Source organism: Streptomyces toyocaensis (assembly GCF_000725125.1).
Classification (GTDB): domain Bacteria; phylum Actinomycetota; class Actinomycetes; order Streptomycetales; family Streptomycetaceae; genus Streptomyces; species Streptomyces toyocaensis.
Genome location: NZ_JFCB01000023.1, coordinates 110818 through 124739, shown reverse-complemented (window position 1 = coordinate 124739; position 13922 = coordinate 110818). Strand labels below are relative to the sequence as shown.

Annotated in this window: 13 protein-coding genes; 6 read left to right on the top strand and 7 right to left on the bottom strand. The window is 74.7% G+C overall.

Annotated elements, in window-relative coordinates; translation table 11 throughout:
* The 3 genes from BU52_RS23050 to BU52_RS23040 all read right to left on the bottom strand — a co-directional run.
* Positions 1-840, bottom strand: an 840-nt coding sequence (locus tag BU52_RS23050; protein ID WP_235216405.1) for a reverse transcriptase-like protein, incomplete at its 3' end; no start/stop codon positions are given.
* Between the two features lie 11 nt (positions 841-851).
* The gene (locus BU52_RS23045) at positions 852-1595 is read right to left on the bottom strand and encodes a zinc ribbon domain-containing protein (RefSeq protein ID WP_037937509.1); all 744 of its coding nucleotides are present in this window, start codon (positions 1593-1595) and stop codon (positions 852-854) included.
* Positions 1592-2449, bottom strand: coding sequence for a Nif3-like dinuclear metal center hexameric protein (locus tag BU52_RS23040; RefSeq protein WP_037937479.1), 858 nt, complete (start codon positions 2447-2449; stop codon positions 1592-1594). Before BU52_RS23040 ends, BU52_RS23045 begins: the two co-directional genes overlap by 4 nt.
* Positions 2450-2622: 173 nt before the next feature.
* On the opposite strand from BU52_RS23040, the gene BU52_RS23035 reads away from it, so the two are divergent.
* The gene (locus tag BU52_RS23035; RefSeq protein WP_037937476.1) at positions 2623-3867 is read left to right on the top strand and encodes a hypothetical protein; all 1245 of its coding nucleotides are present in this window, start codon (positions 2623-2625) and stop codon (positions 3865-3867) included.
* Between the two features lie 97 nt (positions 3868-3964).
* Positions 3965-4132, top strand: coding sequence for a hypothetical protein (locus BU52_RS35760; protein WP_167343537.1), 168 nt, complete (start codon positions 3965-3967; stop codon positions 4130-4132).
* Between the two features lie 89 nt (positions 4133-4221).
* Here the strand turns inward: BU52_RS35760 and BU52_RS23030 are convergent, their stop codons facing one another.
* The 3 genes from BU52_RS23030 to BU52_RS23020 all read right to left on the bottom strand — a co-directional run bounded on the left by BU52_RS23030 (position 4222) and on the right by BU52_RS23020 (position 8397).
* Complete coding sequence (locus tag BU52_RS23030) at positions 4222-5079, bottom strand: MaoC/PaaZ C-terminal domain-containing protein (RefSeq protein WP_037937475.1); 858 nt, start codon at positions 5077-5079, stop codon at positions 4222-4224.
* A 504-nt stretch (positions 5080-5583) separates the two neighbouring features.
* Positions 5584-7014 (bottom strand): MFS transporter, encoded by a 1431-nt coding sequence (locus BU52_RS23025; protein WP_051858532.1) that lies wholly within the window; start codon positions 7012-7014, stop codon positions 5584-5586.
* A 69-nt stretch (positions 7015-7083) separates the two neighbouring features.
* Positions 7084-8397, bottom strand: a complete 1314-nt coding sequence (locus tag BU52_RS23020; protein ID WP_157847909.1) for a prolyl oligopeptidase family serine peptidase — start codon at positions 8395-8397, stop codon at positions 7084-7086.
* A 280-nt stretch (positions 8398-8677) separates the two neighbouring features.
* Between BU52_RS23020 and BU52_RS23015 the strand changes: the two genes are divergently transcribed.
* From BU52_RS23015 to BU52_RS23000, 4 genes are all read left to right on the top strand, one after another.
* Positions 8678-10417, top strand: coding sequence for an MFS transporter (locus BU52_RS23015; RefSeq protein WP_037937473.1), 1740 nt, complete (start codon positions 8678-8680; stop codon positions 10415-10417).
* A 153-nt stretch (positions 10418-10570) separates the two neighbouring features.
* Positions 10571-11239, top strand: a complete 669-nt coding sequence (locus tag BU52_RS23010; RefSeq protein ID WP_037937506.1) for a class I SAM-dependent methyltransferase — start codon at positions 10571-10573, stop codon at positions 11237-11239.
* 4 nt (positions 11240-11243) lie between these two features.
* Positions 11244-12218 (top strand): N-acetylmuramoyl-L-alanine amidase, encoded by a 975-nt coding sequence (locus BU52_RS23005; RefSeq protein WP_037937471.1) that lies wholly within the window; start codon positions 11244-11246, stop codon positions 12216-12218.
* 143 nt (positions 12219-12361) lie between these two features.
* Positions 12362-13222, top strand: coding sequence for a membrane protein (locus tag BU52_RS23000; protein ID WP_037937469.1), 861 nt, complete (start codon positions 12362-12364; stop codon positions 13220-13222).
* 159 nt (positions 13223-13381) lie between these two features.
* Here BU52_RS23000 and BU52_RS22995 read toward each other — a convergent pair whose 3' ends face one another.
* A complete protein-coding gene (locus BU52_RS22995) occupies positions 13382-13843 on the bottom strand; it encodes a putative zinc-binding protein (protein WP_200881258.1) in 462 nt (153 codons plus the stop codon).
* Between the last annotated feature and the right edge of the window lie 79 nt (positions 13844-13922).

Here is a 13922-nt window from a genome sequence, read left to right as displayed (position 1 = left end):
GTCCGGCGCCACGGCCCCGGCCCGGTCGACACCGGCGCCCGGACCCGGCTCCCGCGCGGGCAGGACATCGGCGTCCGCCGCGGCACGGCGTGCACCGGCACCGGCGGTGCCCCGGGCAGGCGCGCCTTCCCAACCCGCACCCGCGCCCGTCGCCGGGACATCGGCGTCCGCCCCGGCGCCGTGTGCACCGGCACCGGCGGTGTCCCGGGCGGCCCGCGGACCGGCGTCCACCGGAGCGGCAGCCGTGACGGGCTCGGTGTCCGACCCCTCGGGTCGGGAATCCGCGGCACCGGCGGATGACGTCAGCGCGGCGCGGACGCGGGCCGCGCCCGCCCTCGCGTCCCCGGGCGGGCCCGACGCCTCGGGCGTCACCGGTCGTGCCGCCGGCGTGTCCAGGTCGGCGCGGGAGGTCGTGGGCGACCAGGTGCCGCCCCGCTTGCCCGCGTCCATCGCCTCGTTGGCCAGGCGGTCGGCGTGCTTGTTCCGCTCGCGCGGGATCCACTCGTACGTCACCCGCTCCGGCGGGAAGACGTCCGCCGCCTGGGCCGCGAGCGGCTTCATCGCCGGGTGCTTGATCTTCCAGCGGCCCGTCATCTGCTCGATGACGAGCTTGGAGTCCATCCGGACGTGGACCCGGGCCCGCGGGTCCAGCGCGCGGGCGGCGCGCAGGCCGGCCAGCAGGCCCCGGTACTCGGCGACGTTGTTCGTGGCGACGCCGAGGTACTCGGCCGTCTCCGTCAGGGTCTCCCCCGTCGCCGCGTCGCTCACCACGGCCCCGTAGCCCGCGGGCCCCGGGTTGCCCCGCGACCCGCCGTCCGCCTCGACGATGAACTCCCGCACGCCTGACGCCCCTACAGGCCCGACTCCGACGTGCGCACCAGGATGCGCCGGCAGTTCTCGCAGCGCACCACCGTGTCGGGGGCGGCGGAGCGGATCTCGTTCAGCTCGGTGATCGCGAGCTCCTGGCGGCAGCCCTGGCAGGTGCGGGCGTACAGCTTCGCCGCGCCGATGCCGCCCTGCTGCCCGCGCAGCTTGTCGTACAGGCTCAGCAGCGGGGCGGGCACGGAGCCTGCGACGACCTCGCGCTCCTTGGTGATCGAGGCGACCTCGCCGTCGATCTCCTCGACGGCGGCGTCCCGGCGGGCGGTCGCGTCGTCGATCCTCCCCTGCACGGAGCCGACCCGCTCGGTCAGTTCGGCGACCCGCTCCTGCGCGGACTCGCGGCGCTCCATCACCTCGAGGACGACGTCCTCGAGGTCGCCCTGCCGCTTGGCGAGGGAGGTGATCTCGCGCTGGAGGTTCTCCAGGTCCTTGGGCGAGGAGACGGCACCGGAGTCGAGGCGCTTCTGGTCGCGGGCGGCGCGCTGGCGCACCTGGTCGACGTCCTGCTCGGCCTTGGTCTGCTCGCGGGCGCAGTCGCTCTCCTCGGTCTGCGCGGCGACGAGCAGGTCGCGCAGCTGGGTGAGGTCCCGGCTCAGCGACTCGATCTCGGCGTGCTCGGGCAGCGACCGGCGCTTGTGGGCGAGCTGCTGGAGGCGGACGTCGAGGTCCTGGACGTCGAGGAGTCGGATCTGGTCGGCGGGCGCGGCGTTCAGTTGGGGGCTCCAGATGTATCGGTGGTGGCGCTGGACGCCGCGTGGGCGGTCCAGGGGTCGGTGACCGTCCTGGAGACGTGGACCCGCAGGTCCCACCCGTGACGGTCGGAGATCTCGTCGAGCTGGGCTGCGGCCAGCTCGCACCAGGGCCATTCGGTGGCCCAGTGCGCCGCGTCGAGCAGCGCGAGGGGGCTCTGGGCGCGGGCCTCGGACACCGGGTGGTGGCGCAGGTCCGCGGTGAGGAAGGCGTCCACGCCGGCGGCCCGGACGTGGTCGAAGAGGCTGTCGCCCGAGCCGCCGCTGACGGCGATCGTGCGGACGGGCGCGTCGAGGTCGCCGGCGACACGGATGCCCTGCGCGGTCGCGGGGAGCCGTTCGGCGGCGCGGGCGGCGAGCTCGCGGACGGTCAGCGGACGGTCGAGTTCGCAGACGCGGCCCAGTCCGCGGCGGCCCTCGGGGTCGGACGGGTCCGGCACGAGGGGTCCGACGACCCGGAGGTCCAGCGCCCCGGCGAGGGCGTCGGAGACACCCGGTTCGGCGGTGTCGGCGTTGGTGTGGGCGACGTGCAGCGCGATGTCGTTCTTGATGAGGGCGTGCACCACGCGGCCCTTGAAGGTGGAGGCCGCGACCGTGGTCGTACCGCGCAGGTAGAGCGGGTGGTGGGTGACGAGAAGGTCGGCGTCCAGCTTCACCGCCTCGTCGACGATCTCCTGGACCGGGTCGACGGCGAACAGGACCCGCGTGACCTCCTGGCCGGGCTCGCCCACGACGGTACCGACCGCGTCCCAGGACTCGGCCCGCTCGGCGGGCCACAGGTTCTCCAGCGCGGCGATGACTTCTGACAGACGGGGCACGGTTGCAAGGCTACCTGGCTGTTTCGTACGGCAGTACCGGCTCCGGGGAGCACAGCCCCCCGTCCTTCCTCAGGCGAATCGTTCCTGGAGCACCCTTACGTGTGAAGCGGGGCCCACCTCTCCCCGGCCCGTGAACGCGAAAACTACCGTTCGTCACCGGAGGTGACCGAACGATGACGGTCTGTGCCATCGAACCTGCGGCGGGACGCGAGGACGGAGCCGGGCGCGCGGGCTGCGCCATCACCGCGGACGGCTGCTACGCCGCACGCCTCGCCCTCGCCGGCGACTCCCTCTTCCCGGAGCGCTGGACCCTGGACGGCCCCGAGCCCTACGCCGTGCCGCTGCCCGGCAACCAGCCCGAGGAACCGGGCACGGAGGTGCAGCCGCTGAGCGACGGGCGGGTCCTCATCCACCGGCTGGTGGACGGGCGGCACGCCTTCTCCCTGCTCTACCCGGCCGGTCCCGGCACCGGTGAGCTGCCGCTGGGCGCGGTCGAGTGCCCGGACGAGGAGACCCGGCTGCGGCTGCTGCCGCCCGCGCCGGACGGGCGGCGGGCGTACGCCCTCGCCGCGGGCCCGCGGTCGGCGGCGGTGTGGCTGGTGGCGGGGGGCGCGTTCGGACCCGAGCGGGTCGCCGAGGTGCCGGGCCGCTGCTCGGGCGGGGTGTGGCTGGACCGGGCGGGGCGGATGCTGGCCCTGGACCGGGAGACCGGCGGGTGCACCAAGGCGGTGGTGGTGGACCTGGGGCGCGGCGGTGAGATGTCGCCGCTGCTGCAGATCGCCGACGGGAGCGACGACCGGGTGCTGCTCGCCGACCCGGACAGCGGGCTGCTGCTGATCCGCTCGGACGCGCCCTCCCCGGGGCGGGACCGGCTGGGCTGGGGGGTGCTGGGCAGCACGCTGCCGGTGCGGTTCCCTCAGTGCCTGCGACTGCCGGACTGCACGGTGACGCCGTTCGCCGTCCAGCCGGGCCAGATGCTGACGCCGGAGGGCTGCGGGGTGGCGCTGCGCGTCGACGGCGCGTCCGGCAGCTGGGTCGGGCTGTGGCGGCCGGCGGAGCGGCGGGTGCGCCATGTCCGGGCGCCCGCCGGGTGGTTGACCGGCACCGGGCTGTGGACGGCGGACGGGGCGCTGCGGCTGCCGTACGCCAACCGGTCGGTGCGGTGCGGGGTGGCCGTGCTGAGGGTGCCGGGGCAGGAGCGGCGGGCGGAGGGGCTGGACGTCCGTCCGCCGTTGGAGCTCCCGGTGGCCGCGGACGACGGCGAACCCCGCCCCTCCGGAGGGGAGTCGGGGTTCCCGCCCGGTGAACTGCCGCCCCCCACGGGGCCGACGGTGGCGCTGTACCCGGCCGAGCCGCCCTCGGCGCCCCGGCCGGTGCCCCTCCAACAGGCGCCTCTGGGACGGCTTGTAACGAAATAGTGGCGGTCGGCGTGGCCGCCTGGATTCGGGGCGTCGTGTGCCGGTTAGACTCGCCCGGCTGTAGGAAAGATCATGTTTACGGGGTGAATTCCTTCCGATGAGCGACGTCATGACGCACCAGGCGCAGTCCGTCGAGGACGGGCAGGCCGCCGCCGGGCACGGCAGGCACCGGGGACCGGTTTCCACACAGGAGGCCGACACGTCCCCGCGTGGCCGTCACCGCAGGCCGGCGGAGCAGAACGAGCACGCGGAGACGGATGCCTGACGTCTCGTCAGGCCGAGGCGCCGCACCGCACCACGAACGGCCCCGCCCCGTCGCACGACGGTGGGCGGGGCCGTTCGCCGTCCACCGGCTCAGCGGTGCCCGACGACGGCGTCCGTGAGCACCGGCGCGTCCCCCCGTTCGACCGCGCTCACGGTCACCCGCACCTCTCCGTCCCCGCGCCACATCCGGATCCGCAGCGTCTCGCCCGGGTACACGACCCCGGCGAACCGGGTGGCGCAGGAGCGGACGCGCGTGACGTCACCTTCGAGCAGGGTGTCGACGACCGCCTTGAGCGTCATGCCGTAGGTGCACAGCCCGTGCAGGACGGGGCGGGGAAATCCGGCACGGGCCGCGAACGCGGGGTCGGCGTGCAGGGGGTTGAGGTCTCCGGAGAGACGGTAGAGCAGGGCCTGGTCCTCCCGGACGGCCAGGTCGCGGGTCCGCTCCGGCGGTCCCGGGGGCGCCTCGCGCCGTACGGACGGGCCGCGGTCACCGCCCCAGCCGCCCTCGCCGCGTACGTGGATCTCCGCGTCGCAGGACCACAGCGGGCCGTCGGCGTCGGCGGCCTCGGTGCGCAGGACGAGGACCGCGGCCGTGCCCTTGTCGTGCACGGCGGTGATCCGGTCGGTGGTGGTGGCGGTGCCCTCGGCGGGCAAAGGCCGGTGCACGGTGAGGGACTGCCCGCCGTGCAGGACGCGGGCGAGGTCGACGTCGACACCGGGCATGGACAGCCCGGCGATCACCCCGGGCGGTCCGCCGCCCGCGACGGTGGCGAAGCTCGGCAGGACGTGCAGCCGGGACTCCAGGGTGTAGCGCAGTTCGCCGGGGTCGGTGGCGGGCCGGCCCGCGCCGATGCCCAGGTGGTAGAGCAGGACGTCCCTGGGGGTCCAGGAGATGGCGCGGGTCCGGGGCGGGGCGGCGAGTGCCGTGGCTGCGTCGAGGGGCATGCGTCTCCTGATCACCGGAGGGTGCGGGCACCCCGTGGGGCGCGGGCCCGGCGCCCGCCGGGCGTGCCGGCCGGGACGCGGGTCCCGCCGGAGACCGTACAGGCGGCTACGCCGCACCGTGCGGGCCCGGCCCCGTACCGCGCGGCGGCGGCACCGGCCGGCTGCGGTCTCTCGCGGCCGCCACCGGCGGAACGGCCCGCGGCCGTGTGGACGCCCTCCGCGGCGCCCGGCACCGGCAACGACCCCGCGACCGGCCGCGGGCGGCCGGCCGCCGCCCGTACGGCCCGGCGTTCCGGGGGGTGTCTGGCACATGAGCGCGGGAGAAGGAGCGGCGTCCGGCGCGTGCGGTCGCAAGGCGCCGGAGCGTCCTCGACGGGGGTGCCCCCGCTCGAGCGAAGCCGGCAGCGGGGAAGGAGCCCCGTGGGCGTTCCGGCAACGCGGCCGGGGGTCCCCCTCCGGGAGAGTGCGTGCCGGACGCCGCGACACCGCGGGCATGTGTCGGATTCAGGGAGATTCCGCCGGCCGCCGCGGCAGCCACACCCACATCAGGACCGCGCCGGCCGCCAGCACGGCGGTCCCCGTGGCGAACACCAGGGCGTATCCCTCCGTGAGGGCCTGCGGTGTCCGGTCTCCCGCCGTGTGGGCCGCCGCGATGGTGGACATGACGGCAAGGCCGAGGGAACCGCCCATCGTGCGGGAGGTGTTGACCAGGCCGGAGACCAGGCCGGCCTCCTCGGGGGCCGCGCCGGACGTGGCCAGTGCGGCGAGCGGGGTCCCGGCGAGGCCCGCGCCCAGCATCATCAGGATGCCGGGGAACATGATCGCGGTGAGGTACGCCCCGTCCGCGGTCATCGTCGACTGCCAGCCGAAGCCGGCCAGCGCGACCACCGTGCCGAGCACCGCCACCGCGCGCGGTCCCGCCGTCCGCATCAGGCGGGGCGCGAGCTTGGAGCCGAGGACCACGGCGAGGGAGCTCGGCACCAGGGCGAGTCCCGCCTCGAGCGGGCTGTAGCCGAGGACGTTCTGCGCGTACAGGGTCATGAAGTACCACATGCAGAACATCGCGGAGCCGCTGAGGAACATCGCCACGTTCGCCGAGGCCACCGACCGCAGCCGCAGCAGCCCCAGGGGCATGAGCGGGGCCTTGGCCCGGGCCTCGACGAGGAGGAAGAGCGCGGTCAGCGCGAGCCCGGCGCACAGCGGCACCAGGGTGGCACCCGCCGTCCAGCCCTCGGCCTCGGTCTGCGAGATGCCGTACGCCAGGGTGGCGAGACCGGCCGTCACCAGCACCGCGCCCGGCAGGTCGAGCCGCCGCCCGTCACCGGCCCGGCTCTCCGCGAGCCACCGGGCGGCCCCGGCCAGCACCACCGCCCCGACGGGCACGTTGATCAGCAGCACCCACCGCCACGACAGCGCGTCCACCAGTACCCCGCCGACGAACCCGCCGGCCGCGCCGCCCCCCGCTCCGACGGCCGTCCAGGTCGCGATGGCCCGGGCCCGTGCCGCGCCCTCGGGCACGGCCGAGGTGACGAGGGTGAGCGTGGAGGGCGCCAGCACGGCAGCGCCCAGCCCCTGCGCCGCCCGCGCCAGCAGCAGCTGCCAGCCCTCCTGGGCCAGCCCGCCCGCCAGTGAGGCCAGCGTGAACAGGCCGAGGCCGACGAGGAACATGCGCTTGCGCCCGTAGAGGTCGCCGGCGCGTCCGCCGAGCAGCATGAAGCCGGCGAAGGCGATGGCGTACGCGTTCACCACCCACTGCAGTCCCTGCTCGTCGAGACCCAGCCCGGTCCGCATGGACGGCAGCGCGACGTTCACCACGGAGATGTCGAGGACGACGAGGAACTGCCCGGCGCAGGCGAGGGCCACCACCAGCCATGTGGGGGGTGAGGTGCGGACGGGCGGACGGGCGGTGCCGGTGGTCTCGAGCATGGGTGCCATGCTCTCAACCGGTTCCTGGTCCCCGCATCGGCATTTCGTCCTGGTCCCCGGGTACCGGTGGCCGCGGCGTCACTTGCCCCGGGTCGCGGGGGATCCGGCCGGGCAGACGCTGGTGGGCCGGGTGTTCTCCAGCCGGTCCCGCATCCAGGTGCCGAGGTCCCGCAGGCCGGTGGGCATCACGCCCACGTGGTCCACGCCGGGGTACGACTTCGAGTCGACGACGTTCTCCTCGGCGCACAGTTCGGCGACCAGTTTCCTGGTGCCCTCGGGGGACACCACCTTGTCGTCCTCGCCCTGCAGGACGAGCACCGGGCCGGCCGACGTCCGCCGTGCCGGGTTCAGGGAGTCCAGCCACTCCCTGAGCGCCGGACTGTTCTCGTACCAGTCCGGGTTGAGGGTCCCGGCCGTCTCCTCGGGCGCGAAGAGGGAGAGGTACTCGTCGATCTGGTCCAGGCAGAGGTTGTGCACGGCGGGCCGTGCCATCTCCTTGGCGACCTCGGGCGACAGCAGGGCGTCGTAGGGGAACTTCTCGGGGTCGAAGACGTGAGCGCCGGCGCCGATGTAGGCGATCAGTCCGCGCAGTCCTTCGAGGGACACGCCGTTCACCTGCTTGTCCACCGCCTCCTTGAGCGCGGTGGACAGGTGGGAGGAGGGAGCGAAGGCCGCGGTGCCGAGGAAGCGCATGCCCTTCGCCTCGGCCGCCTCTTCGCCGGCGCCCAGGGCGGCGTGACCACCCTGGGAGAGGCCCACGGCGAACCACTTCTCGCTCACCGCCCTGCCCCCGGCGTTGCGTGCCGCCAGCGCGGCGTGGGCGACGGACCGGCCCTCCGCACGGAGGTGGAGGAAGCCGTGGACCTGGCCCTCGGGGCCGAGGCCGGGGTAGTCGGCGGCGACGACCGCGAAGCCCTCCTGCAGCCACTTCACCAGCAGGGGAGTCACTCCGCCGAGGCTCTCGGTCCGCGAGGGTGCGCACATGGGCCCGAGGCCGGTCGTCCCGTGCGCCCAGGAGATCAGCGGCCAGCCGTCCTCGTTCCGGGGCGCCTTCCTGGGCAGCAGCAGGAACCCCGTCGCCGCGACCGGATTGCCGCGCTCGTCCGTGGTGCGGTACATGATGCGTTCCGCCCGGGAGACGGCGGATCCCAGCAGGGACGACGCCGGTGCCGGGATCGGCTGCGACCTGAGGATCTCGCCCGGCGCCGCCTTGGCGACGAGGTCCTGGTCGGGGGAGTCGTAGAAGGCGTCCTGTCCGGTCCCGGACCGGGGGGCGGCGTGCGGCCTCCGCTCGGTCCCGGGGGCGGACGAGGCGGCTTCACCGGCACCGCAGCCGGCGGCGCCCGCGGTCAGCGCCAGCAGACCGAGCACGGCTATCGCTTTCCTGCGCATCGGCAGGTACCTCACTCTCCTTGTTCTCGGCCTGTGCGGGCAGGAGAGGTCGAGTCCGCTCGAGGCGCGAGGAAGGGTGTACGGGGGACGGCTTGAACGTAGGTCCGGGGCACCCGCGTTGCCCGCCGGGGCGCTCATCCGGGTGATCGCCGATCCCCTCCGGGTCCCAAGGAACGGTCAAGACGTCGCGGGAATGCCGAGGCGACGGAATAGTTGCCTCGGTGTACGGGGTTCGCTCTGCACGTACCTGTGAGCACGGCCGGCCCCGGAGGCACCCTTCATGACCCAGACGACGTCCGACCGTCCTTCCGGCAGAGCGGGCGGGGCCGTGGTCCCGGTGCTCGCCTTCGCGGGCATCGTCGTCGCGGTGATGCAGACCCTGCTGGTCCCGGTCATCAAGGACCTGCCACTGCTGCTCGACACCACCCCCGCCGACGCCACCTGGGTCCTCACCTCGACCCTGCTGTCCGGCGCCGTGTCCACCCCGATCATGGGCCGGCTCGGCGACCTCCACGGCAAGCGGCGCATGCTGGTCGCCAGCCTCTCCGTGATGGTGGTGGGCGCGCTGGTCAGCGCGCTCACCAGCGACCTGCTGCTGATGATCGCCGGCCGTACGCTCCAGGGCGTCGCGATGGGGGCCATCCCGCTCGGCATCGGCCTGATGCGCGACATGCTGCCGCGCGAGCGGCTGGGCTCGGCGATGGCCCTGATGAGCTCCTCCATAGGGGTCGGCGGCGGTCTCGCCCTGCCCGCCGCGGCGCTCGTCGCCCAGTACTCAGACTGGCACGTCCTCTACCTGGGCGCGGCGGGCCTCGGCGTCCTCGCCATCGCCCTCACCCTGGCCGTCGTGCCGGAGTCCCCGGTGCGCGCCCCGGGCACCTTCGACCTGCCGGGCGCGCTGGGCCTGTCCGCCGGTCTTGTGCTGCTCCTGCTCCCCGTCTCCAAGGGCGGCGACTGGGGCTGGACCTCCGGCACCACGCTGGGCCTGCTCGGCGCGGCGGCCGCGGTCCTCCTGCTGTGGGGCGTGATGGAGCTGCGCGTCGCCGCGCCCCTGGTGGACCTGCGTACCACCGCGCGCCGCGAGGTCCTGCTCACCAACCTCGCGTCGATCATGGTCGGCGTCTCCTTCTTCGTCGTCTCCCTGGTCCTGCCGCAGTTGCTCCAGCTCCCCGCCGCCACCGGCCACGGGCTCGGCCGGTCGATGGTCGTCGCGGGCCTGTGCGTGGCCCCGCTGGGCCTGACGATGATGTTCACGGCACCCGTCTACGCCCGCCTGTCCGCCCGGTACGGCCCGAAGACCACCCTCATCCTCGGCCTGCTGATCATCGCGGCCGGCTACGCCGGCGGCCTCGGGCTGATGGACGCCGCCTGGCAGACCGTCGTCACCTCCGTGGTCCTCGGCGCGGGCATCGGCCTCGCCTACTCCTCCCTGCCCGCGCTGATCATCGGCGCGGTCCCGGCCTCGGAGACCGGCGCGGCGAACGGCCTCAACACCCTGATGCGTTCCATCGGTACGTCGGTGTCGAGCGCCGTCGTCGGCATGGTGCTGGCGAACACGGCGGACACCGTGGGCGGGGTGGAGATCCCGACCCTGCACGGCTTCCGCCTCTCCTTCGTGATCGCGACGGCGGCGGTGGCGGTGGGCCTGGCCCTCGCCCTGTTCCTGCCCTCGGGCCGCCCGCCGGCGCATCCGCAGCTGCGGGCGAGCAGTGAGGAGGACGCGAACCTGGAGCGCGCCCAGGCGGCGCTGCGCGGTTTCCGGGGCCGCGTCCTGGACGCGGCCGGGGTTCCGGTCGCCCGCGCCGAGGTCACCCTGACCGACCGGCGCGGCCGCCGGGCGGGCTCCACCGTCTCCGCCGACGACGGCAGTTACGCCCTCCCCGTCCCCGCGCGGGGCCCGTACGTGCTGTCCGCCCGGGCCGCCGGCCACGCCCCGCTCGCCTCCCCCGCCGCCCACACGGGCGGCCCGCACCCGGTCGACCTGGACCTGGCCCTGCCGGGCGAGACGGTCTCCGCCTGACGCGGGCGCCCGCCCCGCCGCCCGCGGGAGCGCCCACCGCCGGTTACCCGTCGGTACCCCTGTCGCGCGGCCGGGCGGCGGGTACGGCAGCATGGGCGCGTGGACACACGGACGACCCCGGAAGAGGCAGGCCCCATGCCGAACGCGGAACCCATGCCGACGGCACCCGGGCCCGACGTCCTGGCCGCGTTCGAGGCGGCGAAGGGCTTCATGCCCGTGGACGAGGGCCTGGCCCTGTACGCGGCGGCGGCAGAGGCCGGACGGCTGGGTCTGCCCCTCCTGGAGATCGGCACCTACTGCGGCCGCTCCACGGTCCTGCTCGCCGACGCGGCCCGCGCGGCCGGTGTCACCGCGCTCACCGTGGACCACCACCGCGGCAGCGAGGAGCAGCAGCCCGGCTGGGACTACCACGACCCGGAGACCGTCGACCCCGAGCTGGGCCTGATGGACACCCTCCCCACCTTCCGCCGCACGCTGCACCGGGCCGGACTGGAGGACCACGTGGTCGCCCTGGTCGGCCGCTCCCCCCGCGTCGCCGCCCTGTGGAGCTCCCCGCTCGCCCTCGTCTTCGTCGACGGCGGCCACACCGACGAGCACGCCACCGCCGACTACGAGGGCTGGGCCCCGCACGTCGCCGAGGGTGGCCTGCTGGTCATCCACGACGTCTTCCCCGACCCGGTCGACGAGTTCACCGGCCAGGCCCCCTACCGCGTGTACCTCCGCGCCGTCGCGTCCGGCGCCTTCAGCGAGGTCTCGGCGACCGGCTCGCTGCGCGTCCTGCGCCGCACCGGCGCGGGCGTCCGAGGGCCGGCGCTAGGGTGACGGCGTGTCGTACACAGGTCCCGGCTTCGATCCACCCCGGCCCCCGCGGTCCCGGCGGCGCCCCCTGACCGTGGCTCTCGCCGCGCTCGTGCCCGGGGCGTTGCTCGGATGGGCGGTGTACGCGGCCGTGGGCGGGCCGGGCGACGAGGAGGGGCAGGCGGGCGTCTCCGCGTCCGCGTCGGCCTCCGCGCGTACGCCGTCGCCCTCGGCCGGGAGCGCGTCGCCGTCCGGCGGCCCCGGGGACGGGAAGCCCGACGCGTCCTCCCCGGCGTCCGCTCCCGGCCCGTCCGGCCCCCTCAGAGGCAAGGTCGTCGTCATCGACCCGGGGCACAACCCGGGCAACTTCCGGCACGCCGGCGAGATCAACCGCCAGGTGGACATCGGCACGAACCGCAAGGAGTGCGACACCACCGGCACGTCCACCAACGACGGTTACACCGAGGCCGAGTTCACCCTCGACGTGGCCCACCGGATGCGCACGCTCCTCGAGAAGCAGGGCGCCACCGTGAAACTGACGCAGGACGCCGACCGGCCGTTCGGGCCGTGCGTGGACGAACGGGCCCGGATCGGCAACAAGGCGGAGGCCGACGCCGTCGTCTCGATCCACGCGGACGGCTCCGGCACCGGGAACCGCGGCTTCCACGTGATCCTCCCGGGTGCCGTGAACGCCGGCGCGGCCGACACCCGTCCCGTCGTCGGGCCCTCGCGCGAACTCGGGGAGCGCATCGCGGGCACCTTCGTGCGGGTCACCGGCAGCGCGCCCTCCAACTACGTCGGCGGCGGTACCGGTCTCGTCACGCGTGAGGACCTCGGCGGTCTCAATCTGTCAACGGTTCCCAAGGTGTTCATCGAGTGCGGCAACATGCGCGACAGCAAGGACGCGGCGCTGCTGAGCAGCGGTGCCTGGCGGCAGAAAGCGGCGCGAGGGATTTCCGGCGGAATCGTGAGTTTCCTGCGCGGGCAGGGATCGGCGCACTGATCCGGGCGGACAGCCCGATCGTACGGACGATAGTGTCGCCCGTACGATGAGGGGCCACCCCCGCGCTTCGCACCGGACCCTTCGGGTGACCTGGTGACAGCGACGCCTCTTCCGACGACGAGACGACCTACGAAGGACCTGAAGTGAATATCCGCTCCCTCACTCGAGGCGACGGCGTGGTGATCGGAGCAGCGGTATTGCTGTTCATCGCGTCGTTCCTGGATCTGTACTCGCTCGACAACGCCCCGGACGACGCGGACATGCCCAGCCTGTGGGACAGCGGCCCGGTGGTGCTCGGGGTCGTGCTGGCGGGGATCATCGGCGCCGCGCTCGTCGTCGTGTCCCGGGGGCTGTCGCAGCCGCGCAAGGTCGCCGGCCTCGACCTCGGCCAGTTCGGCGTCGCCTTCACGGTGTTCGCCGCCTGGTGCGCGCTCGGCAACCTCTTCGACCCGGTCGGCGGCTTCGACGGCACGGGCGGCTTCTCCACCGAGATCGGCGCCGGCATGGGACTGATCCTGGCCTTCATCGCCGCCGCCCTCATGGCCGCCGCCGCGATCGCCTCGCCCCTGGTACCCGCCCTCAAGGGTCCCCTCCTCCCGGCCGCCCGTCCCGCGGCGCCGCAGCCCTACGGCGCCCAGCCGCCCGGCGGTTACGGCTACCCGGGCGCGGGTGCGCAGCAGCAGGCCCCCTTCGGCGGTCAGCCGCAGCAGGGCCAGCCCGGTCAGCCGGGGCAGCAGCCCTTCCCGGGCCAGCCGCAGCCGGGCCAGCCGCAGCAGGGCCAGCCCGCTGCCCCGGCGCCCGCCGGTGACTTCTCGCCGTTCTGGTTCGCCGTGCCGGTGCCGCGGCCGCTGTTCCCGGAGGACGGCTCGCCCACTCCGATCGCCGAACTCGCGCCCGGTACCTGGTACCTGGCGGTCGAGCAGCGTGGTCAGGCGCTCGTCGCGCAGACGCAGGACGGCCGTCGCGGCGTCCTTCAGGACACCTCGGGCATCCAGCGCGGCTGATTCACCGTCCCGTCCTCGTCACGGCCCCTCGCCCTCACGGGCGGGGGGCCGCTGTCGTGCGGGCCGGTCACGCGTGGGGCGCGTACCCGACCGGCGCTCCGCCCCCACCGAGCGGATCGACGCGGCGGAGGCGGAGCGCCGGCTGTGGCGAAGCACGGATCAGCGGCCGACGGGATCCACGACCGCTCCGGCAGGCCCGACCGGCTCCCGTGGCTCGGCGGGCTCCCCCGGCTCCACCGGCTTCTGTGCGCCCCCGATCTCCTTCTCGATCCGGACGATCAGCCCGTCGAGCACCTGCTCGGCCTGCTCCGGGTCGAAGTCCTCCCCCAGCCGCTTGCGCACGCCGTCGTCGCTGAGGAGGTGGTGCACGGCCGGCGTCACGCCCTGCCGCGTGAGGCAGCTGCGCGCGCACTGCAGCACACATCCGTCGACGGCGATGACCGGCCGGTCGCTGCGGGCCTTGCGGACCAGGCTCGGCACATCCCCGCCGACACCCGCGATGCACGACATCTCGGCGATGCCGCGCCGGTCGAGCTGGACCGCGATCCAGTTGGTCATCTGAGCCGCGCTCGAACAGCCCGAGCAGGAGTAGACGAGCGGCAGATCACGGCGGCGTTTCACCAGGGGCCTCACTCACAACGGCGGGGATCGCGCGGTGCGTTCCCCGCGAGCCTAGGAGCGGCGCCCCGGCGGCCGCATG

Excerpts from the sequence above, each read along its gene's own strand:
- BU52_RS23035 (WP_037937476.1), top strand. The coding sequence starts at position 2,623 with ATGACGGTCTGTGCCATCGAACCTGCGGCGGGACGCGAGGACGGAGCC.
- BU52_RS35760 (WP_167343537.1), top strand. The coding sequence starts at position 3,965 with ATGAGCGACGTCATGACGCACCAGGCGCAGTCCGTCGAGGACGGGCAG.
- BU52_RS23030 (WP_037937475.1), bottom strand. The coding sequence starts at position 5,079 with ATGCCCCTCGACGCAGCCACGGCACTCGCCGCCCCGCCCCGGACCCGC.
- BU52_RS23025 (WP_051858532.1), bottom strand. The coding sequence starts at position 7,014 with ATGGCACCCATGCTCGAGACCACCGGCACCGCCCGTCCGCCCGTCCGC.
- BU52_RS23020 (WP_157847909.1), bottom strand. The coding sequence starts at position 8,397 with ATGCGCAGGAAAGCGATAGCCGTGCTCGGTCTGCTGGCGCTGACCGCG.
- BU52_RS23015 (WP_037937473.1), top strand. The coding sequence starts at position 8,678 with ATGACCCAGACGACGTCCGACCGTCCTTCCGGCAGAGCGGGCGGGGCC.
- BU52_RS23010 (WP_037937506.1), top strand. The coding sequence starts at position 10,571 with ATGCCGACGGCACCCGGGCCCGACGTCCTGGCCGCGTTCGAGGCGGCG.